Annotated in this window: 17 protein-coding genes; 9 read left to right on the top strand and 8 right to left on the bottom strand. The window is 65.0% G+C overall.

Translation table 11 applies throughout. The features are described from left to right. Positions 1-45: 45 nt before the first annotated feature. Positions 46-291: a hypothetical protein gene (locus tag XF30_RS37295; RefSeq protein ID WP_109145480.1), complete on the bottom strand. Its 246-nt coding sequence runs from the start codon at positions 289-291 to the stop codon at positions 46-48. A 181-nt stretch (positions 292-472) separates the two neighbouring features. Here XF30_RS37295 and XF30_RS37290 point away from each other — a divergent pair, with 181 nt between their 5' ends. The 5 genes from XF30_RS37290 to XF30_RS37270 are packed head-to-tail and all read left to right on the top strand — an operon-like array spanning position 473 to position 5,763. Continuing rightward, positions 473-727 carry a DUF2933 domain-containing protein gene (locus XF30_RS37290; protein WP_036026429.1) on the top strand — a complete coding sequence of 85 codons (255 nt, stop codon included), beginning with the start codon at positions 473-475 and terminating at the stop codon, positions 725-727. Then, positions 727-1,401, top strand: coding sequence for a methyltransferase family protein (locus tag XF30_RS37285; RefSeq protein WP_036014198.1), 675 nt, complete (start codon positions 727-729; stop codon positions 1,399-1,401). Before XF30_RS37290 ends, XF30_RS37285 begins: the two co-directional genes overlap by 1 nt. Before the next feature lie 48 nt (positions 1,402-1,449). Next, on the top strand, positions 1,450-2,157 hold the full coding sequence (locus tag XF30_RS37280; protein WP_109145479.1) for an ABC transporter ATP-binding protein: 708 nt from the start codon (positions 1,450-1,452) through the stop codon (positions 2,155-2,157). A 4-nt stretch (positions 2,158-2,161) separates the two neighbouring features. After that, positions 2,162-4,525 carry an ABC transporter permease gene (locus XF30_RS37275; RefSeq protein ID WP_109145478.1) on the top strand — a complete coding sequence of 788 codons (2,364 nt, stop codon included), beginning with the start codon at positions 2,162-2,164 and terminating at the stop codon, positions 4,523-4,525. Positions 4,526-4,527: 2 nt separating this feature from the next. Next, complete coding sequence (locus tag XF30_RS37270) at positions 4,528-5,763, top strand: efflux RND transporter periplasmic adaptor subunit (protein ID WP_109145477.1); 1,236 nt, start codon at positions 4,528-4,530, stop codon at positions 5,761-5,763. Positions 5,764-5,973: 210 nt separating this feature from the next. On the opposite strand, the gene lepA is transcribed toward XF30_RS37270, so the two are convergent. Next, a complete protein-coding gene (lepA, locus tag XF30_RS37265) occupies positions 5,974-7,785 on the bottom strand; it encodes a translation elongation factor 4 (protein ID WP_036041840.1) in 1,812 nt (603 codons plus the stop codon). Between the two features lie 112 nt (positions 7,786-7,897). Here lepA and XF30_RS37260 point away from each other — a divergent pair, with 112 nt between their 5' ends. Then, positions 7,898-9,523: a glycosyltransferase family 39 protein gene (locus XF30_RS37260; protein WP_109145476.1), complete on the top strand. Its 1,626-nt coding sequence runs from the start codon at positions 7,898-7,900 to the stop codon at positions 9,521-9,523. A gap of 65 nt (positions 9,524-9,588) precedes the next feature. Here XF30_RS37260 and XF30_RS37255 read toward each other — a convergent pair whose 3' ends face one another. The 5 genes from XF30_RS37255 to XF30_RS37235 form a co-directional block, all read right to left on the bottom strand. Further along, positions 9,589-9,906 carry an HPr family phosphocarrier protein gene (locus tag XF30_RS37255; RefSeq protein WP_036014186.1) on the bottom strand — a complete coding sequence of 106 codons (318 nt, stop codon included), beginning with the start codon at positions 9,904-9,906 and terminating at the stop codon, positions 9,589-9,591. Further along, a complete protein-coding gene (locus XF30_RS37250) occupies positions 9,903-10,304 on the bottom strand; it encodes a PTS sugar transporter subunit IIA (RefSeq protein WP_007597752.1) in 402 nt (133 codons plus the stop codon). Before XF30_RS37250 ends, XF30_RS37255 begins: the two co-directional genes overlap by 4 nt. Before the next feature lie 133 nt (positions 10,305-10,437). Continuing rightward, a complete protein-coding gene (locus XF30_RS37245; protein ID WP_109145475.1) occupies positions 10,438-10,962 on the bottom strand; it encodes an HPr kinase/phosphorylase in 525 nt (174 codons plus the stop codon). After that, positions 10,959-12,755, bottom strand: a complete 1,797-nt coding sequence (locus XF30_RS37240; RefSeq protein WP_192893369.1) for a sensor histidine kinase — start codon at positions 12,753-12,755, stop codon at positions 10,959-10,961. Before XF30_RS37240 ends, XF30_RS37245 begins: the two co-directional genes overlap by 4 nt. A gap of 113 nt (positions 12,756-12,868) precedes the next feature. Then, positions 12,869-13,570 carry a response regulator transcription factor gene (locus XF30_RS37235; protein ID WP_008542552.1) on the bottom strand — a complete coding sequence of 234 codons (702 nt, stop codon included), beginning with the start codon at positions 13,568-13,570 and terminating at the stop codon, positions 12,869-12,871. A 241-nt stretch (positions 13,571-13,811) separates the two neighbouring features. Between XF30_RS37235 and XF30_RS37230 the strand changes: the two genes are divergently transcribed. The 3 genes from XF30_RS37230 to XF30_RS37220 all read left to right on the top strand — a co-directional run bounded on the left by XF30_RS37230 (position 13,812) and on the right by XF30_RS37220 (position 19,117). Continuing rightward, the gene (locus tag XF30_RS37230; RefSeq protein WP_036026441.1) at positions 13,812-14,561 is read left to right on the top strand and encodes a HugZ family pyridoxamine 5'-phosphate oxidase; all 750 of its coding nucleotides are present in this window, start codon (positions 13,812-13,814) and stop codon (positions 14,559-14,561) included. A 64-nt stretch (positions 14,562-14,625) separates the two neighbouring features. After that, positions 14,626-17,214 (top strand): CHAT domain-containing tetratricopeptide repeat protein, encoded by a 2,589-nt coding sequence (locus tag XF30_RS37225; RefSeq protein WP_192893368.1) that lies wholly within the window; start codon positions 14,626-14,628, stop codon positions 17,212-17,214. Between the two features lie 286 nt (positions 17,215-17,500). After that, a complete protein-coding gene (locus tag XF30_RS37220; RefSeq protein ID WP_109145474.1) occupies positions 17,501-19,117 on the top strand; it encodes a phosphoenolpyruvate carboxykinase in 1,617 nt (538 codons plus the stop codon). A gap of 212 nt (positions 19,118-19,329) precedes the next feature. Here XF30_RS37220 and XF30_RS37215 read toward each other — a convergent pair whose 3' ends face one another. Then, a complete protein-coding gene (locus XF30_RS37215) occupies positions 19,330-20,145 on the bottom strand; it encodes an acyl-CoA thioesterase (RefSeq protein ID WP_109145473.1) in 816 nt (271 codons plus the stop codon). Between the last annotated feature and the right edge of the window lie 52 nt (positions 20,146-20,197).

Genomic DNA, 20,197 nt, shown 5'->3' with positions numbered 1-20,197 from the left:
AATTGCCGCATCTTCTTCTTGCCTTCGCGTGCCGCTAAGATCGAACTATTTCTTGTTGCCCATGTGATGAGGCGACGACGTGCCGGGGCCGCCCGTGTAGTGATGACCGCCTGATTGAGCGTTGGCAGAGGTGCCGGTCTTTTCTTTCTTGCCCATGTGGTGCGGAACTTCTGTCTTGGGTCCGCCGCTGTAGTGATGGCCGTTCTTTTCCTTGTCGGTGGATTGAGCCGTGGCGGGTACGGCCAGCAGGGAAACAATGCCGATTGTGGCGAGAAGCGTCTTGGTGGTCATGTTCGGTCCTCCAGGTTGCGAAGGTCCACGATACGCATCGGCGCAACGTCGGTCTTGACGAATCTCAAGGTACGATCGGTTGCTAATTGTCTCGCGCGCTCAGCTCCCGCGAGCCTTTGATCTGCGTCAAAAGCGATGGCGGCGGTGCTCCTATGCTGCGGGGATCGAGAGGAGCGCGCCCATGCCGGTGCAGGATCATTCCGCTTATCGACAGCGGCATGCCGCGGGCATGTCCATGAGAGCCAAGGCTGGCCTGGTCCTGATCGGATTCCTGGCCATCGCCGGCGTGCTGCTGTTCAGCGAGCACAGGGCTCACGTGCTGGGGCTCCTGGTCTGGCTGCCGCTCCTTGCCTGTCCGCTGATGCATTTCTTCATGCATGGCGGCCATGGTCACCGTCACGGTGGCGGCCGGCCAAACGATTCGAGGAGCGCGTGATGCACGACATTCCGCCTGCTTACGGCCTCTGGAGCCTCGTCACCGTCAACTCGGCGGTGTTCATCCTGTTTTCCTACAGCTTCTTCAAGCCGCAGACCTCGCGCGACTGGCGCTCCTTCGGCGCCTTCAGCGCGTTCCTGGTGGCGCTGTTCGCGGAGATGTACGGTTTTCCGCTCACCATCTATTTCCTGTCGGGTTGGCTGCAGTCGCGCTACCCGAACGTCGACTGGTTCTCGCACGACGCCGGTCATCTGCTCGAGATGATGTTCGGCTGGAAGACCAATCCCCACACGGGGCCGTTCCATGTCGTCAGCTTCATCTTCATCGGCGCCGGGTTCATCCTGATCTCCCTCGCCTGGAGGACGCTGTACGAGGCGCAGCAGACCCGGAGCCTCGCCACCACCGGTCCTTACAGCTACGTCCGGCATCCGCAATATGTCGGCTTCGTGCTGGTGATGTTCGGCTTCCTGTTGCAATGGCCGACGATTCTGACCTTGGCGATGTTTCCGGTGTTGACCGTCATGTACGTGAAGCTCGCCAGGGACGAGGAGCGTGAGGCCCGGAGCGAGTTCGGCGAGGCCTATGCCCGGTATGCCGCGCAGGTGCCGGCCTTCATTCCCCATCTCAACCGGCGATCCGGTCATAGCTCTTCTGGCGGCTATCGTCACGGCTGACCTTCGCCAGGAGATGCCTGCAAACGGCGCTAGCTTTAAAGGACGTCAATGAGCGTTCCCGTCTTCACCGCAAAGGCGCTGACTAAGATCTATATCTCCGGCGAAGTGATGGTGCATGCCCTCAACGAGGTCGACCTCGACATTCCCGAGAAGGAAGTGGTCGTGCTGCTCGGCCCCTCCGGCAGCGGCAAGACGACGTTGCTCAACATCATGGGCGGCCTCGACCGTCCGACCAGCGGCCGGCTGTTCTTCCGCGATCTGGACCTAACGGACCTGGAGGACCGCGAACTCACGAAGTACCGCCGCGATCACGTCGGCTTCGTCTTCCAGTTCTACAATCTGGTGCCCAGCCTCACGGCCTACGAAAACGTCGCGCTGGTCACCGAAGTCGCCAAGAATCCGATGCGGCCGGCCGACGCCCTCGCGCTGGTCGGACTCGAAGCGAGGATGCATCACTTTCCCGCCCAGCTCTCCGGCGGCGAGCAGCAGCGCGTCGCCATCGCCCGCGCGATCGCGAAGCGGCCGGCGGTGCTGCTCTGCGACGAGCCGACCGGGGCGTTGGATTCGAAGACCGGCATCCGCGTCATCGAGGCGCTGCTTGGCGTCAACCGGCAGCTCGGGACCACTACAGTCATCATCACCCACAACGCCAGCATCCAGGAGGTCGCCGACCGAGTGCTGTTCTTCGCCGACGGTCGCATCTCCCGCATCCGGACCAACGAGGCCCGGCGGGAGGCCGCCGAGCTCACCTGGTGACGACATGAAGGTGCTAGACATCAAGCTGCTTCGTGACGTCAGACGGCTCTGGGCGCAGGTGCTCGCGGTCGCGCTGGTCGTCGGCGGCGGGGTTGCGACGCTGGTGCTCGCGGTGGGCTCGCACCGATCGCTGGAGGAGACCCGGATCGCTTATTACGAGCGTTACGGCTTTGCCGATGTGTTCGCGCAGGCGAAGCGGGCACCGAAGGCGCTCACCGACAGGATCGGCGAGATCCCAGGAGTCGCCGCCATCGACACCCGTATCGCCAAGCCGGCGCTACTCGACATTCCCGGTTTCTCCGCGCCGGCCAGCGCGCAGTTCGTTTCGCTGGCCGACACGGGTGAGCAGCATCTCAACCGGCTCTACATGCGCTCCGGGCGGTTCCCGGCGCCGGGACGGACTGAAGAGGTCGTCGTCAACGAGCCGTTCGCTCGGGCGCACGGTTTCGTCGAGGGGGCGCGGTTCTCCGCCATCCTCAACGGCAGGAAGCGCGAGCTCGTCATCGTCGGCATCGCGCTGTCGCCCGAGTTCGTTTACACGGTCGGACCGGGCGACCTGATGCCGGACGATCGCCGCTATGCCATCGTCTGGATGTCGGAGAAGGTGCTTAGCGCTGCCTACGATCTCGACGGCGCCTTCTCGGCGGTCGCGGTCAAGCTGCAGCCCGGCGCCTCCGAGCGCGATGTGGTCCGGCGACTGGACGCCCTGCTCGATCCTTATGGCGGGCAGGCGGCGCATGGCCGCAAGGACCAGACCTCGCACGCCTGGCTCGATCATGAACTCGACATGCTCAACAACATGAGCCGCACGCTGCCGCCGATCTTCCTGCTGGTCGCGGCCTTCCTCGTCAATCTCACCTTGACCCGGCTGGTCGCGCTCGAGCGCGAGCAGATCGGCCTGCTGAAGGCGCTGGGTTATTCAGACGGCAGCATCGTGCTGCACTATTTCAAGTTCGTTGCCTTCATCGTCGTGGTCGGCATCGTGTTGGGCGGCATCGTGGGCACCTGGCTCGGTTTGCACGTCACCGCGCTGTTCGGCGACTTCTTCCACTTTCCGTTCCTGGTGTTCGCGAAGGCACCGGACGTTTATCTCACGGCAGGTGCGCTTAGCGCGGCGGCTGCGGCGATCGGCGCATTCCGTGCGTTGCGCGAGGTGGTGAAGCTGCCCCCGGCCGTCGCCATGCAGGCGCCGGCCCCGCCGGTCTATCGCCGGCTGCTTTCGGCGCGCATCCAGCTCGACCGGATCGTGTCGCAGCCGACGCTGATGATGATCCGCAACATCGCCCGGCATCCGGTACGGGCCTTCTTCACGGCGCTCGGCATGGCGCTGGCCACCGCGATCCTAGTCGTCTCGCTGTTCACGCGGGACAGCATGGAGCATCTGACCGATGTGACCTACTTCCTCGCCGACCGGCAGGACGCAACCATCGGCTTTGCCGAGAAGCGGATCGCAAATGTCGTGGAGCAGGTGAGCCGGCTTCCGGGCGTTCTCGCCGCCGAGCCGTTCCGCGAGGTGCCGGTCCGGATCCGCCACGGCAACGTCGAACGGCGCATCGTCATCAGCGGCCGACCGGCTGCTGCCCACCTCAGGCGCATCATCGACGTCGAGCTTCGGCCGGTCATCCTGCCGGAGACGGGCCTCGCCATCTCCGGCATGCTCGCGCATATCCTCGGCGTCGGACCAGGCGATAGCGTCGAGGTCGATCTGTTGGAGGGCGCCAGGCGATCCGTGACGGTGCCGGTCGTCGCGACCGTCGAGGACTACTTCGGGATTAGGGGCATGATGGAGATCGAGGCGTTGCACAAGCTGATGCGCGAGGCGCCCGTCGTCACTAGCGTCAATCTCAGCCTCGACGAGAACCGGACGGAGGACTTCTACACGGCGGTGAAGTCCATACCGACGGTCGGCGGCGTGGCGCTGCAGCGCGTTTCGCTGGCGAACTTCCGCAAGACCGTCGCGCTGCTCGTCACCACGATGGCGAGTATCTACACGGGCCTTGCCGGCGTGATCGCGTTCGGCGTCGTCTACAACAATGCGCGCATTTCGCTGTCCGAACGGGCGCGCGAACTGGCCAGCCTGCGCGTGCTCGGCTTCACGCGCGGCGAGGTGCTGCGCATCCTGCTGCTTGAGCTCGCCATCCTCACCCTGACCGCCCAACCGCCCGGTTGGCTGATGGGCTACGGCCTCGCCTGGGTAATGAAAACGAACCTCGCCGGCGAGTTGATGCGCGTCCGCCTCGTCGTCGAGCACTCGACTTACGTGATCGCCACGTCCGTCGTGGTGCTGGCCGCCATCGTTTCCGCCGCCGTGATCCGAGAACGCATCGACAGATTGGACCTTGTTGCGGTCCTCAAGACGCGAGATTAGCCATGCCCGCCAACTGGACCAAACGCATCATCGGCGCCGCGCTCGCTGCTGCGATCCTCGCAGGGCTCGCTTGGTTCGCCTGGCCCCGACCGGTTCTGGTCGATCTCGCGACCGTCGCGAAGGGGGCGATCGAGGTCACGGCGGACGACGACGGCAAGACCCGCGTGCGCCACGTCTACACGGTGTCGGCGCCGATCGCGGGCAAGGTCTTGAGAATCTCGCATCCGCTCGGCGAGCAGGGGCCTTCGCTCCATGTCGGCGACGACGTCGTCGCTAACCAGACCGTCGCCCTGATGCAACCGACGCTGCCCGGCTTCATCGATGCGCGATCGCGCGATCAGCTGCAGGCGGAGGTCCTGGCCGCAGACGCCGCGATCCAGCAGCAGGAAGCTGAAGTGCAGCGGATCGAAGCCGCGCTGGATTTTTCGCGGACCGAGTTCCAGCGGGTGCAGACGCTGTTGCGGACGCAATCCACCTCGGCCCAGGCCTACGACAAGGCGAAATTCGAGGTCGCCACCAACGAGGCCGCCCTGAGAGGTGCCAAGGCCCAGGTCGAGATGCGCCGCGCAGTGCGGACCAGCCTGGCGGCCCGGCTGATGGACCCGGCAAGCGCTATCCCTCCCGCGGAGCCGACCTGCTGCATCCGTGTGCTGGCGCCGACAAGCGGACGGGTATTGAAGATCATCCAGGACAGCGAGACGACGGTTCTGCCCGGGACGCCGCTGGTTGATATCGGCGACCCGTTCGATCTCGAGGTCGTGGCCGACCTGCTCTCGACTGACGCGGTCCAGATCAAGGTCGGCGCGCCGGTCCGGATCGATGGCTGGGGCGGTCAGCCCATCGCGGGAAAGGTGGTCCGGGTCGACCCGGCCGGTTTCCTGAAAGTCTCCGCACTCGGCACCGAGGAGCAGCGGGTCCGCGTGACCATCGATTTCACCGACCCGCCCGAGAAGTGGGGCACGCTCGGGCACGACTATCGTGTTATCGTTCACGTGACGACATGGAGCGCGACCGAGTCGCTGACCGTGCCGGTGAGCGCTTTGTTCCGAAAAGGCGACCAATGGGCGGTTTTCGCCGACGAGAACGGCCGTGCAAGAACCGTCCCGGTCCGCATCGGCCACCGGAATAACCGCGTGGCCGAAGTTCTCTCCGGACTAGCTGCAGGTGATCGCGTCGTGTTGCACCCGAGCGACCGGATCATCGAGGGCATCAGGATCGCGAAGAGGGGCGAGGAATAGATACACGGCTGAGAGGCAAGCGTTCGATGATGCCACCATACCCCTGTTTTGCCCGACGGGTCAAACCGACTTCGTAAAATCGAAAAAGCACAATGCCGCCAAGAGGGCGGCTACTGTGCATGGGGTTGTTTTCGCACTTTTTTGTTTGCCGTCGGGAGAGCGCCTGTTTGCCGGCCCCGGCGACCCGGCTGGCCCGTCCCGAGCCTCGCCTCAGCTGTCGACCTTCAGCGCGGCAATAAAAGCTTCCTGCGGGATGTCGACCTTGCCGAACTGCCGCATCTTCTTCTTGCCTTCCTTCTGCTTCTCCAGAAGCTTGCGCTTACGCGTGATGTCGCCGCCGTAGCATTTCGCGGTGACGTCCTTGCGCAGCGCGCGCACCGTCTCGCGGGCGATCACCTTGCCGCCGATCGCCGCCTGGATCGGGATCTGGAACATATGCGGCGGGATCAGCTCCTTCATCTTCTCGACCATGGCACGGCCGCGCCCCTCCGCGCGGGTGCGGTGGACCAGCATCGAGAGCGCATCGACCGGCTCGGCATTGACCAGGATCTGCATCTTGACGAGATCGGCCGGCTTGTAGTCGGTGAGGTGATAGTCGAACGAGGCGTAGCCCTTGGAGACCGATTTGAGGCGGTCGTAGAAGTCGAACACGACCTCGTTGAGCGGCAGGTCGTACTTCACCATGGCGCGGGAGCCGACGTAAGTGAGCTCCTTCTGCGCGCCGCGGCGGTCCTGGCACAGCTTCAAGACGCTGCCGAGATATTCGTCGGGCGTTAGGATCGTCGCCTCGATCCAGGGCTCGTCGATCTCGGCGATCTTGACGACATCAGGCATGTCGACGGGATTGTGGATCTCGATCTCCTGGCCGTCGGTGAGCTTCATCTTGTAGATGACGCTCGGCGCGGTCGCGATCAGGTTGAGATCGAATTCGCGCGACAGCCGCTCCTGGATGATCTCGAGGTGCAGCAGCCCGAGGAAGCCGCAGCGGAATCCGAAGCCGAGCGCGGCCGACGTCTCCATCTCGAACGAGAAGCTGGCGTCGTTGAGGCGCAGCTTGCCCATCGCCGCGCGCAGCGTCTCGAAATCGTCGGCGTCGACCGGGAACAGGCCGCAGAACACCACCGGGATCGCCGGCTTGAAGCCCGGCAGCATCTCGGCGACCGGCTTCCTGTCGTCGGTGATGGTGTCGCCGACGCGGGTGTCGGCGACCTCCTTGATCGCGGCGGTGATGAAGCCGATCTCGCCGGGGCCGAGCTCCTCGACCTGCTGCATCTTCGGCGTGAAGAAGCCGACGCGCTCGACGTCATAGGCCGCGCCCGTGCCCATCATGCGCACGCGCTGGCCCTTCTTCATCGTGCCATCGACGATGCGCACCAGCACGACGACGCCGAGATAGACGTCGTACCAGCTGTCGACCAAGAGCGCCTTCAAGGTCGCGTCGCGGTCGCCCTTCGGCGGCGGCAGGCGGGTGACGATGGCTTCCAGCACATCAGGAATGCCGAGGCCGGTCTTGGCCGAGATCATCACCGCGTCCGAGGCGTCGATGCCGATGACGTCCTCGATCTGCTGCTTGACCTTCTCGGGCTCCGCCGCGGGCAGGTCGACCTTGTTCAGGACCGGGACGATCTCGTGATTGTTGTCGAGCGCCTGGTAGACGTTGGCGAGCGTCTGCGCCTCGACGCCCTGGCTGGCGTCGACCACAAGCAGGGAACCCTCGCAGGCCGCCAGCGACCGCGAGACCTCGTAAGCGAAGTCGACATGGCCGGGCGTGTCCATCAGGTTGAAGATGTAGTCCTTGCCGTCCTTGGCGCGGTAGGCGAGGCGCACCGTCTGCGCCTTGATCGTGATGCCGCGCTCGCGCTCGATGTCCATGGAATCGAGCACCTGTTCCTTGCCCGCCATCTCGCGGTCGGAGAGGCCGCCGGTCATCTGGATCAGGCGGTCGGCCAGCGTCGATTTGCCATGGTCGATATGGGCGACGATGGAGAAATTGCGGATGTTGGAAATGGGGACGGTCGTCATGGGCGCGGGATACCACTCACATCCCCGTGCGGCAACCATATTGCTGTATTTTCAGGGCCTTTGTTCACGCCAAGCTGATTCCATGACGGGCCAAAACGCGCTACGCACGGCCATGTCCACGACCTCTCTTCCCACTGCCGGAGCGCGGGCAAAGACCCGCTTGAGTTACAACCGCTTCCGGGCCTTCCTGGTTGCCTGTGCGGTCCGCCCCGAGGCGCGCCTGTGGCTGGTGATCCAATTTGCCATCCTGCATGCGGTGCTCTGGACCTTCATCCTGATCAATCTGAAGGCGGCGCAGGACGTTCATATGGACGTCGCAGAAGCCTGGGGCTGGGGCCAGAAATTCCTCTGGGGCTATGGCAAGCACCCGCCGTTGTCGGGCTGGGTGGCCGGCCTCTGGTTCAAGGCGCTCCCGGCGGCGGACTGGGCGACCTATGCGCTGGCGATGACGACGGTGAGCGTCGGCATGGTGATCTGCTGGCTGATCGCCTTGCGCGTGGTGGATGCGCGCCGCGCGTTCCTGGTCGTGGTGATGATCGCGCTCTACCCGATCTTCAATTTCAAGGGCTTCAAGTACAACCCGGACCTGCTGCAGCTCGTCACGCTGCCGCTCCTGGTGCTCGCTTATCTCAACGCCTTCGAGAAGCGGAGCTGGCAATCCGGAATCCTGCTCGGGCTTGCCGGCGCGCTGGCGCTGATGACCAAATATTGGGTGCTGACCATGATCGGCGCGATCGGCCTCGCCGCGCTGATCCATCCCGACCGGTTGCGCTTCCTGTCGTCGCCCGCGCCGTGGGTCGCGATTGCCACGATGGTCGCGGCGATGATCCCGCACCTCGTCTGGCTGGCGGATGCGCATTTCGTGCCGCTGACCTATGCCGGCGACACCTACAGCCTTCAGGACAAGGCCCAGGTGCATCAGCTCGTCGCGGGCTATGTGCTGCACAACTTCGCGCTGCTGGCATTGCCGGTGGCGCTCGCGGCGCTGGCCATGGCGCTGGTGCCGCCATGGGGCAGATTGCTGCTGGCTGCGCCGTTGCGCATCGTCACGCGCGCCTGGGCGCGTGGCGCCAATGCAGGGGTCAATGTCTCGCAGGCGCTGAATGTCTGGATCGTCCAGGCCATCGTCGCAGTCGGCCCGCCGCTCGGGGCGCTCGCCTTCAGCATCTACATGAAGACGGATTGGGGCATCTCGCTGTTCTTCCTGGTGCCGCTCGCACTGGTCGCGATCCCGACGCTGCGCGTGCAGAGCGCCGCGCTGTTCAACATCGCTGCGATCTGGCTCGTGCTCAGCGCCGCGACGCTCGCCGCTTCGCCCTGGATCGCCGCGCGCGAGATGGCGGCCAATGCCGGCAATGCCCAGATCTATGGCGCGCGCTCGGAGCTCGCGCGCGAATTGACCCAGGCCTGGCACACCCGCTTCGGCTCGCGCTGGGCCGTCGTTGCCGGCACGATGGAGCAGATCCAGCCGCTGGTGTTCTACAGCCCGGATCATCCGTCCGCGCTGCTGCCGTTGGAGGCCTGGGATTCCGGACTGACCTCGCGCGACGACGCCAGGAAGTACGGCTTCATCGGCGTGTTCGATCCGACCGACGGCCGCCTGCCCGCGTTCGAGAAATGGGTGTCGGAGGTTGCGCCCAACGCCGAGCGCATCGTGATGACAACGCGCCGCTTCACCAACGGCAAGGCCGGCCCGTCGATGAGCTGGAACATCTACTTCGCGCCGCCGGGGAAGTGATTTCTTCACCTCTCCCGCAAGTACGGGGCGAGGGAGCGCACCTGGCCGCGTGGTGAGAGAAGGGCCTAAACCCCTTCCTCGTTGAACTTGCTTTCAACGAGCTCCGTGATCGCCGCGAGCGCGGCTTCGGCGTCGGTCCCTGCCGCCGCCACCGTGATCGTCGTGCCGGGACCCGCGGCGAGCATCATCAAGCCCATGATCGAGGTGCCGCCGACGGTCTCGCCGCCGCGCGTCACCCACACCTGCGCATCGAAGCGCTCGACCGCCTGGACGAATTTCGCCGAGGCGCGCGCATGCAGGCCGCGCTTGTTGATGATCAGGAGATCCTTGGAGATCGCGCCCGCGGGCACGCCGGTCGCGGCTTGTGGCGCCTCCTCGCTCATTTGCCGGCGAGCACCCGGCTGGCGATGGTGACGTATTTGCGGCCAGCTTCCTGCGCCATCGCGATCGCGTCGGGCAGCGGTCGCTCCTCGCGCACCTTGGCAAGCTTGACCAGCATGGGCAGGTTGATGCCCGCGAGCACTTCGACCTTGGGCCGGCTCATGCAGGATATTGCCAGGTTCGACGGCGTGCCGCCGAACATGTCGGTGAGGATCGCAACGCCGTCGCCGGAATCGACGCGGTTGACCGCCTCGATGATGTCGCTTCGGCAGAGATCGGAATCATCTTCGGCGCCGATCGTGATCGCTTCGATTTGCTTTTGTGGGCCCATGACATGCTCAAGCGCTGCCTTGAATTCGTCGGCAAGGCGCCCGTGGGTCACAAGTACTAGACCAATCATCGGAAAACTCCTCGCGGGCGCTTTTGGTGCACCGCACGAACGCGCCACTTTGACCATCCAGAGCCCCCGCGCAAGAGGGGATGTTGCGTATCTCCCTGAATCTAGACGGATGGATGAGGGGAGCTGCGCCGGTCTATTCGGTCGCGATAGTGGGGTTCATATGGTTACCATTTCCCTTCAAACAATCGCCTGATGGGTTAACGGAAGATGAACTCTTGGTAGTGGTCAAGGCCGCAACAACCAGGGGAAGGGGCGAATAGTCGCGGGCAAGAGGGATTCGCGGTATTTCGACACCAAAAATGCTGGTTTTAAGGGCTTCAGCCGGCGGCAGGCGCTCCGCGTCGACTGCGGCCAGATCGACCACGAGACCGACAGTCGCATGCTCCACGAAGTCGCAGCGGCGGATTCCGAGGCCCCGGATCTCGATCAGGCCCGCCAGGCGAGGCGCGGGGCGGACCTCAATTTCGTGGCCGAGTGTCGCCAGATGGACACGGTCGTCACCGACCAGAACGGCCCTTTCCACGACGCCTGAGCGCCCCGCCATGATTAGATCGAAGGCAAGCCGCGATTTGCCGGACCCCGAGGGCCCGCGGATCAGCACGGCGTAAGGCCCGACCTTGACGGCAGAGGCGTGAACGCTGGGCCCGCCTTCGTTCATAGCGCCGGCAGCCTGACCACGAAGCGCGCACCGGCAATTGTCGGAGTGCCGTCGGCGTCCGGCGGGCCAGGGCGGTTCTCCGCCCAGATCCGTCCGCCATGGGCGTCGACGATCTGCTTGGAGATCGACAGGCCGAGGCCGGAGTTCTGGCCAAAGCCCTGATGCGGGCGGTCGGTGTAGAAGCGCTCGAAGATGCGCTCGAGCGCGTCCTCGCGAATGCCGGGGCCGTCGTCGTCGACCACGATCTCGATCTCGGAGCGAACGCGGCGGCAGGTGAGGCGCACCTTGCTGCCGCGTTCGGAGAAGGATTGCGCGTTGGAGAGCAGGTTGGAGACGACCTGTCCGAGCCGGGAATCGTGGCCGCTCACGGCGAAGGTGTCGGTCGGGCTGCGGCCCTCGAAGCGCGTTTCGACCGCGACGTCGTGGCCGAGCTTGGTTTCGTTGGCGACGGACACCAGCGTCGTCAGCAGCCGGCGCAAATCGACCGGGATCATATCCTGGCGCTGCAGCTCGGCATCGAGGCGGCTGGCGTCGGAGATGTCGGAGATCAGCCGGTCGAGCCGCTTGACGTCGTGCTCGATCACCTCGAGCAGGCGGGCGCGGCTGTTCTCGTTGCGCGCCAGCGGCAGCGTCTCGACCGCCGAGCGCAGCGAGGTCAGCGGGTTCTTCAATTCATGGGCAACGTCGGCAGCGAACATCTCGATCGCCTCGATGCGGCTGTAGAGCGCGCTGGTCATGTCGCGCAGCGCGCCGGAGAGGTGGCCGATCTCGTCGCGGCGGCGGGTGAAATCGGGAATCTCGATGCGGGCCTTGATGCGGCGGCGGACGCGTTCGGCGCTGTCGGCGAGCCGGCGCACTGGACCTGCGATCGTGCTCGCCAGCAGCAGTGACAGCATGATCATGACGGCGGCGGCGACGCCGCCGACCTTCAGGATGGCGAGGCGCTCGGCGGTGACCATCTGGTCGATGTCGTCGCCTTGCGTCGACAGCATCAAGGCGCCGTGGATCGCACGCGAGCGCAGCACGGGGACGGCGACCGAGACGATCACCTCGCCGCGTGCATTGACCCGCACCATCGAGCGTTTCTGGCCCTGGAGGGCGTCGCCCACTTCGGCATAGCCGTTGCCGTTCTCGGGCCCGAGCTCGCGATAGAGCGGCAGGTCGCCGCGGTTCAGCCAGGTGCGCACCGCGACCTTGCCACGCTCGATGATGCCGGGTTGCTCGGCCGGCGGAGGCAGCGGAAAGCGCAGAACGTTTTCGAGGTTGCGGCTGTCGAGCAGCAGGCTGCCGTTCGGATCGTAGATACGGGCGCGCGTCTTGGTCGGCGAGATCAAGGTGCGCAGCACCGGCGCGACGCGCTCCGGATTGATCGGGAAGTCCAGCGGCGAATACTCGTCCGAGCCGCCATAGGTCTCGCCCGGCTTGAGGTCGAGCAGCCGGTCGGGATCGATGGTGATGGCGTTGGTCTGCACCGTGGCAGAGGCCGCGATCGCCCCGGCGATGATCTCGGCCTGCACCAGCAGGCTCTGGGCGCGGGCGTCGATCAGGCCGGCACGGAATTGCGACAGGTACAGGATGCTCGCCACAAGCGCGACGAGGCCGGCGAGGTTGAGCGAGACGATGCGGCGGGTCAGGCTCGAGAAGGACAGCGCGAAGAAGAACTGCCCGGCGCGTTTCAACCAGTTCAGCGGCCGGAAGCCCTGCGGCTTGTTGTCGGCAACGTGCTCCTGAACGCCGTCGGATGCGATATCCCCGGCGCTCTGGTTAGGGTCAGGCTGCGTTCGGTCAAGCAATGCTTACGCCCGCGTTAGGACGGCCCGTGCGAAGGTCCCCGCATCCTAGAGCGATCCTCGTCCCGATGGAACGAGAACCGGAGATGCTCTCGATCGCCGTGGAGGAGGCGCCCTCAGGCTTCCTTGAAACGGTAGCCGACGCCGTAGAGCGTCTCGATCATCTCGAACTCGTTGTCGACCACCTTGAACTTCTTGCGCAGCCGCTTGATGTGGCTGTCGATGGTGCGGTCGTCGACATAGACCTGGTCGTCATAGGCGGCGTCCATCAGCGCGTTGCGGCTCTTCACCACGCCGGGCCGGGTCGCGAGCGCCTGCAGGATGAGGAATTCGGTCACGGTGAGCGTCACCGGCTCGTTCTTCCAGGTGCAGGTATGGCGCTCGGGGTCCATGCGCAGCAGACCGCGGTCGAGCGCCTTGGCGTCGTTCTCCTTCGGCGCGACGGTCGGATCCTTCGGCGCCGAGCGCCGCAGCACCGCCTTGACGCGCTCGACCAGCAAACGCTGCGAGAACGGTTTGCGGATGAAGTCGTCGGCGCCCATCTTGAGGCCGAACAGCTCGTCGATCTCCTCGTCCTTGGAGGTGAGGAAGATCACCGGCAGGTCGGACTTTTGCCTGAGACGGCGCAGCGTCTCCATGCCGTCCATGCGCGGCATCTTGATGTCGAGGATGGCGAGATCGGGCTGGGTGGTGCGGAAACCGTCGAGCGCGGAAGCGCCGTCGGTGTAGGTCATGATACGGTAGCCTTCGGCTTCCAGCGCGATCGAGACGGATGTGAGAATGTTGCGGTCGTCGTCGACCAAAGCGATTGTGGGCATGAGCCTCTCTGCTTTCTGCTTTCCGTTTGGGTCGTGGCTTGAAACGGCGAGCAATCAGTGATGCGCCGCATACATGGGTGCCGAAGTGGCGTTCGAACCTTGTCACCGAGCAATGCAAGCTGGGCTGAAGTGTGACCAAGTTCCACGAAACACGGCAGATTCGCCGCATCTCGACCCATAACCGGGCCCCCGTTTACCCGAAAAAAGGCCCTCCTTGCAACCACCTGAGCCGAGAAAGCCAATGCAACCGACCCCCAATTTCGACCCCGCAAAGCTCGCCAAATCGCTGCTGAGGCGGTCCCGGCAGGGGGCTCTGGCGACGCTGATGGTCGGCAACGGCGATCCCTATTGTTCCCTGGTCAATCTGGCCAGCCATCCCGACGGCTCGCCGATCCTGCTGATCTCGCGCCTCGCCGTGCACACCAAGAACGTCCTCGCGGACTCCAGGGTCTCGCTGATGCTGGACGAGCGCGCGGCCGGGGATCCCCTGGAAGGCGCCCGGATCATGCTGTCCGGCCGGGCCGAGGAGGCCGATTCCAACAAGGATCTGCTCCAGCGACGGTATCTGAGTGCTCATCCCTCGGCAGAAGGCTTTGTTTCTTTTAAGGATTTCTCCTTCTTCCGGATCCGGCCCACGGGAACACATCTGGTCGCCGGCTTTGGCCGGATCGTCGACCTCAAGCCGGAGCAATTCCTGACGGACCTCACCGGCGCCGAGGACCTGCTGGCGGCGGAGGAGGGCGCCGTCGAGCACATGAACGCCGACCATCGCGACGCCCTCAATCTTTATGCCACGAAGCTGCTCGGCGCCACCGAGGGCGACTGGCGCTGTACCGGCTGTGATCCTGAAGGCCTCGACATGCAGGTCGGCCAGGCAACGCTGCGGCTGGACTTCCCGGAGCGGGTGACGGATGGCACGGCGCTTCGCAAGATGCTGGTTCGCCTCGCTGGCGAAGCGCGCACGAAGGTGGACCAGGGCGCAACCGCTTGAACGCGGCTACCGATCGCCGCGACCCATGACCGTGATGGTTTTCGGGCTCGCAGCGAGAGGGGTCATGACGCGTCAACGTTTGGCATGGACGGCGGCTCTCGCGCTCGCCATCACCACCTTGCTCGCCACGCCAGCCCTTGCGCAGAAAGGTCTCGCCGCCGAGAGCGCGCGGCTCACCGCGCTCATCGGTGCCGGAAAATATTCGGAAGCGCTGCCGTTGGCGCAGGCGATGGTCGCCAGCCTGGAGAAGGACAACGGCCGCGATCTCTCGGGCGCGTTGAACAATCTCGGCCAGGTCCATGCCGGTCAGGGACGGGACGATCTGGCTGAGCCGCTCTACAAGCGCGCGATCGCACTCATGGAAAAATCGCTCGGCTCCGACAACGCCCTGGTTGCGGCCGAGCTGACCAATCTTGCCGCGCTCTATCAGCGGCAGGGTCGCTTCGCAGAGGCCGAGCCGCTGTTCAAGCGTGCACTTGCCGTGCGCGAGAAGGCGCTGCCGCGCGAGCATCCCGACGTCGGTCAATCCCTCAACAATATCGCCACGCTCTACGCCAAGCAGCAGCGTCCGGCCGATGCCGAGCCACTGTTCCGCCGTGCGCTCGCGATCTATCAGAAGGCTGCCGGTCCCGAGCATCCCGCGGTCGCCACGGTCCTGAACAACATCGGACAGGTCGAGCGCGACCTCAATCGCGACGCCGGTGCCGAAGCGCCGATCAAGCGCTCGCTCGCGATCCGCGAAAAGGTGCTGGGGCCTGAACACCCCGACGTCGCGCGCTCGCTCAATAATCTCGCCGGGCTCTACCAGCACCAGCAGCGTTTTGCCGATGCCGAGCCGCTGTATCGTCGCGCGCTGGCGATCCGCGAACGCGCGCTCGGGCCGGATCACCCTGATGTTGCGACTTCGACGAGCAATCTTGCCGACTTTCTGCAGGCGACGGGGCGGACGGCGGATGCCTTGCCGTTGGCGCAGAAGACGCTCGCGGCCAATCGTGCGCAGCTGCGCGTCGTGCTGCCGATCCTATTCGCGGCACGGCAGCAATCGCTGCTGGCGAGCGAGAAGGCGCTCGACGATGCGCTCGCTGCGATCCAGCGCGGCACGCAATCCTCTGCCGCTTCTGCCGTGAACAAGCTCGCGGTGCGGCTCGCCGCCGGCAGCGACCGGCTCGCCGAGCTCGTGCGCAAGGATCAGGATCTCGCGGCCGAGTCCGAAGCGCTCGACAAGGCGATCATCGCTGCAGTGTCGAAGCCATCGGCGCAGCGCGACGTCGCGGCCGAGCAGCGCAGCCGCGTGCGGATCGCGGCGATCGCGGGCGCGCGCAATGGATTGCAGAAGACGCTCGCCGTCGAGTTTCCCGACTATTCCTCGCTATCCAACCCGCTGCCGCTGACCGTCAAGGACATCCAGCCGCTGCTGGCGTCCGACGAGGCGATGGTGGTCTATTCCGTCGTCGACAGGCGGAGCTATGTCGTCGCGATCACGGGCGAGAGCGTCGACTGGAAGGAGATTCCGCTCGGAGCGGACGCGGTCGCACAGAAGGTCACGGCCTTCCGCAGGGGGCTCGATGTCGGCAAGGCGCGCGAAGCATCCGGCAAATCGGGATTGTTCGACCTCGGTCTTGCCAACGAGCTCTATGTCGCGCTGCTCGGCCCGGTTGAGGCGCTGACCAAGGACAAGCGCAACCTGCTGGTCGTGCCGTCGGCGGCATTGACCGCAATGCCGTTTCATCTGCTGGTCACGGAGAAGCCACAGGCTGCGATCCCGGACCGGCTCGAGGGCTATCGCAGTGCTGCCTGGCTGCTGCGGCGTCAGGCCGTTTCGGTCCTGCCGTCAGTGATCAGCCTGAAATCGCTGCGCGCTTTTGCCCGCAGGGATCAAAGCGTCAAGCCGATGACCGGTTTCGGCGATCCCGTGTTCAACCCTGCAGCCGAAGGGCCTGCCGACCGGCGTGCCGCGAACGGCAAGGTCGCCGCACGCAACATCGCGACGATCGCCTATGCCGACTTCTGGCGCGGCGCAGGCGTGGATCGTGCGCGGCTGGCCCAGGCGCTGCCGCAGCTGCCCGATACCGCCGACGAATTGAACGCGGTGGCGAGGGACGTCGGCGCTGCCGAGGCTGACATCCATCTCGGCCGCGACGCCAGCGAAACGACGCTCAAGCGTGCAGCGCTTGCCCAATACGGCATCATCTACTTTGCCACCCACGGCCTCGTCGCCGGCGATGTCAAGGGATTGGGGGAGCCCTCGCTGGCGCTCTCCATCCCCGACCAGCCGACGGAGCTCGACGATGGTCTTCTCACCGCGAGCGAAGTGGCCCAGCTCAAGCTCAATGCCGATTGGGTTGTGCTGTCCGCCTGCAACACCATCGCGGGCGACAAGCCCGGTGCCGAGGCGTTGTCGGGATTGGCGCGCTCGTTCTTCTACGCAGGTGCTCGCGCGCTCCTGGTGTCGCATTGGGCCGTGGATTCGGAGGCTGCGACCCGCTTGACCACGTCGACGTTCGAGCTGCTGAAGAACGAGCCAAAGCTCGGCCGCGCCGAAGCCTTGCGCCGCGCGATGTTAACCTATCTCGACGACGCCTCGTCGCCGCGCAACGCTTATCCCGCGATGTGGGGACCGTTCGCGTTGATCGGAGAGGGCGAGGTAAGATAGGGGTGTTGACGCAGTGATTGTGCGTCGCAATAACCGGACATAACGCGCAGATGTGCATTTGGTTGCGCGATCATCCGCACATTCTCAATGCGGCCTTTCAGAGCTGACATGCGCGGCGTTTGGCGCGGTCCTTGAATAAACCAAATCCTGCGGGATCAGCTTGGCAACGCCGGCGTTCATCATTATTAGGTCGTTCAGCCGAGGCCGAACGGCCCATATTCACGGTGATCGCGACGGCGCCAAACTTGGCCGCGCTTGATGTCGCGGGTTCTAGGAGGGATTTTTCGTGCAAGAGACGGGCGTGCGCAACGGTGCCTTCGGCGCCGACAAATTCGGCTTAAAGAATCTCAAGCAGGTTCACTGGAATCTGGGTGCGCCACAACTCTATCAATACTCGCTGGCAGCGGGTGAGGCGGTGCTCTCCGCCGACGGCGCGCTCTGCGCCGACACCGGCGAGTTCACCGGGCGCAGCCCGAAGGACAAGTTCACGGTGCGCGACGCCACCACCGACAAGAAGATGTGGTGGGCCGGCAACCAGTCGATCACCGCAGAGCAATTCGAGACGCTCTACCAGGATTTCCTCAAGCACGCCGAAGGCAAGCGCCTGTTCGCGCAGGACCTCTATGGCGGCGCCGACCCGGCCTACCGGATCAAGACGCGCGTCTTCACCGAGCTCGCCTGGCACTCGCTGTTCATCCGCACGCTGCTGATCCGCCCCGAGGCGATCGAGCTGCCGACCTTCGTGCCGGAGCTCACCATCATCGACATGCCGAGCTTCCGCGCCGATCCTAAACGCCATGGCTGCCGCTCGGAGAACGTGGTCGCGATCGATTTCGCCCGCAAGATCGTCCTGATCGGCGGGTCTTATTATGCCGGCGAGATGAAGAAGTCGGTCTTCACGACGCTGAATTATTATCTGCCCGAGCGCGGTGTGATGCCGATGCACTGCTCGGCGAATGTCGGCGCCAAGGGCGACACCGCGATCTTCTTCGGCCTGTCGGGCACCGGCAAGACGACGCTGTCGGCCGATCCCAACCGCACGCTGATCGGCGACGACGAGCACGGCTGGGGCCCGAACGGCGTCTTCAATTTCGAAGGCGGCTGCTACGCCAAGTGCATCAAGCTGTCGCAGGAAGCCGAACCGGAGATCTATGCCGCCTCGACCCGCTTCGGCGCGGTGCTCGAGAACTGCGTGCTCGATGAGGACACCCGCGTCGTCGATTTCGACGACGGCTCCAAGACCGAGAACACGCGTTCGGCCTATCCGCTCGACTTCATCCCGAACGCCTCGCGCACCGGCCGCGCGCCGCAGCCGAAGAACGTGGTGATGCTGGCCGCCGACGCCTTCGGCGTGCTGCCGCCGATCGCCAAGCTCTCGCCGGCGCAGGCGATGTATCACTTCCTGTCCGGCTACACCGCCAAGGTCGCCGGCACCGAGCGCGGCCTCGGCAACGAGCCGCAGCCGGAATTCTCGACCTGCTTCGGCTCGCCCTTCCTGCCGCTCGATCCATCCGTCTACGGCAACATGCTGCGCGACCTCATCGCCCAGCACAATGTCGATTGCTGGCTGGTCAACACCGGGTGGACCGGCGGCAAGTATGGTGTCGGCTCGCGCATGCCGATCAAGGTGACGCGCGCGCTGCTCACCGCCGCGCTCGACGGCTCGCTTCGCAACGTCGAATTCCGCACCGACAAGTATTTCGGCTTTGCGGTCCCGACCGCGCTGCCGGGCGTGCCGGCCGAGATCCTCAACCCGGTCAATACCTGGAAGGACAAGGACGAGTTCGACAAGACCGCCCGCGCGCTGGTCGGCATGTTCCAGAAGAATTTTGCCAAGTTCGAAGCACAGGTGGACGCCGAGGTGCGCGCGGCTGCCCCGGACGTGAAGCTGGCCGCGGAGTAAGGTCTCGTTGTTTGAATTGCGAAAGGGCGGCCGAAAGGCCGCCCTTTTTCTTTCCTTCTCCCCTTGCGGGAGAAGGTGGCGCGAAGCGCCGGATGAGGGGTTCTGTCCGCAAACTCAAGTGCGAGGGAAGTGCCCGCGGAGAGAACCCCTCGCCCGTCTCGCCGCTACGCGGCGATCCACCCTCTCCCACAAGGGGAGAGGGGAGGAGAAAGCTACGCCTTGAAATACGCGATCTGCGTCGTGGTCGCGAGCAGCCGGCCGTTCGGCGACCACAGCTCGGCGTTCTGGTCGGCGTAGCTCTTGTGCATGATCTTGGAATCCGCCGTCGCGAGCACGCGCGTGATGTCTTCAGCCGCAAGCTCCTCGGCGTCGGTGTGGAAGTAGGTCGTCAGCGACACCGTGCCGAACGGCACCAGCTCGCGCCGGGCGTGGAAAATGCGGCCGAAGAAGGCGTCCGACATCGACATCAGCGATAGCATGTCGAGCTTGCGCGGCGTGCGGTCGCTGATCCAGATCTTCGAGTAGGTGCTGGCGGGCTCGGCCTGCGGCGGGCCGATCCGCATCTCGCCCTCGACGAAGCGGAATTCATACTGGTTGGCCCAGGATGCCGAGATCTTCGGGAATGGCAGCGTCTGCTCGAACGGCTTGGCATCCGGATATTGCGCCACCCTGTGCTCCCAGGACGGACGGCGCTCGGCGAACACCGCGGTGGCGAGCGTTGCGACCTCGCCGCCGCCCTGGCTGAGCTCGACGCTCCAGTGCTGGCTGGAGCGGTTGGCCTTGACGAGGCGTACGTCGAGATCGAAAGGACCCTTGGCGATCGGCGCGCAATAATTGACGGTGAGGGCGAGCGGATCGCCGGCGGCTTGCGGATGCTCGATCAGCGCCCGCAGGATCGTCGCAGCGGTGGCGCCGCCGAACGGGCCGACAAAGGCCCAGTAATCGTCGCTGGTGTGCCCCTGCCAGCTCGAGTCACCGGCGGTGACGCGCGTGGCCTCGTCGAAGGGGTGCGGGAGCTTGGCGTGCATTGTTGGTCCTCGATGCCTCCACAGCCGTCATTGCGAGCGCAGCGAAGCAATC

It is taken from the genome of Bradyrhizobium sp. SUTN9-2, from assembly GCF_003122645.1.
In the GTDB taxonomy this organism is placed as follows: Bacteria; Pseudomonadota; Alphaproteobacteria; order Rhizobiales; family Xanthobacteraceae; genus Bradyrhizobium; species Bradyrhizobium yuanmingense.
The sequence above is the reverse complement of the archived record's forward strand: the minus strand, read 5'-3'. Positions and strand labels throughout refer to the sequence as shown.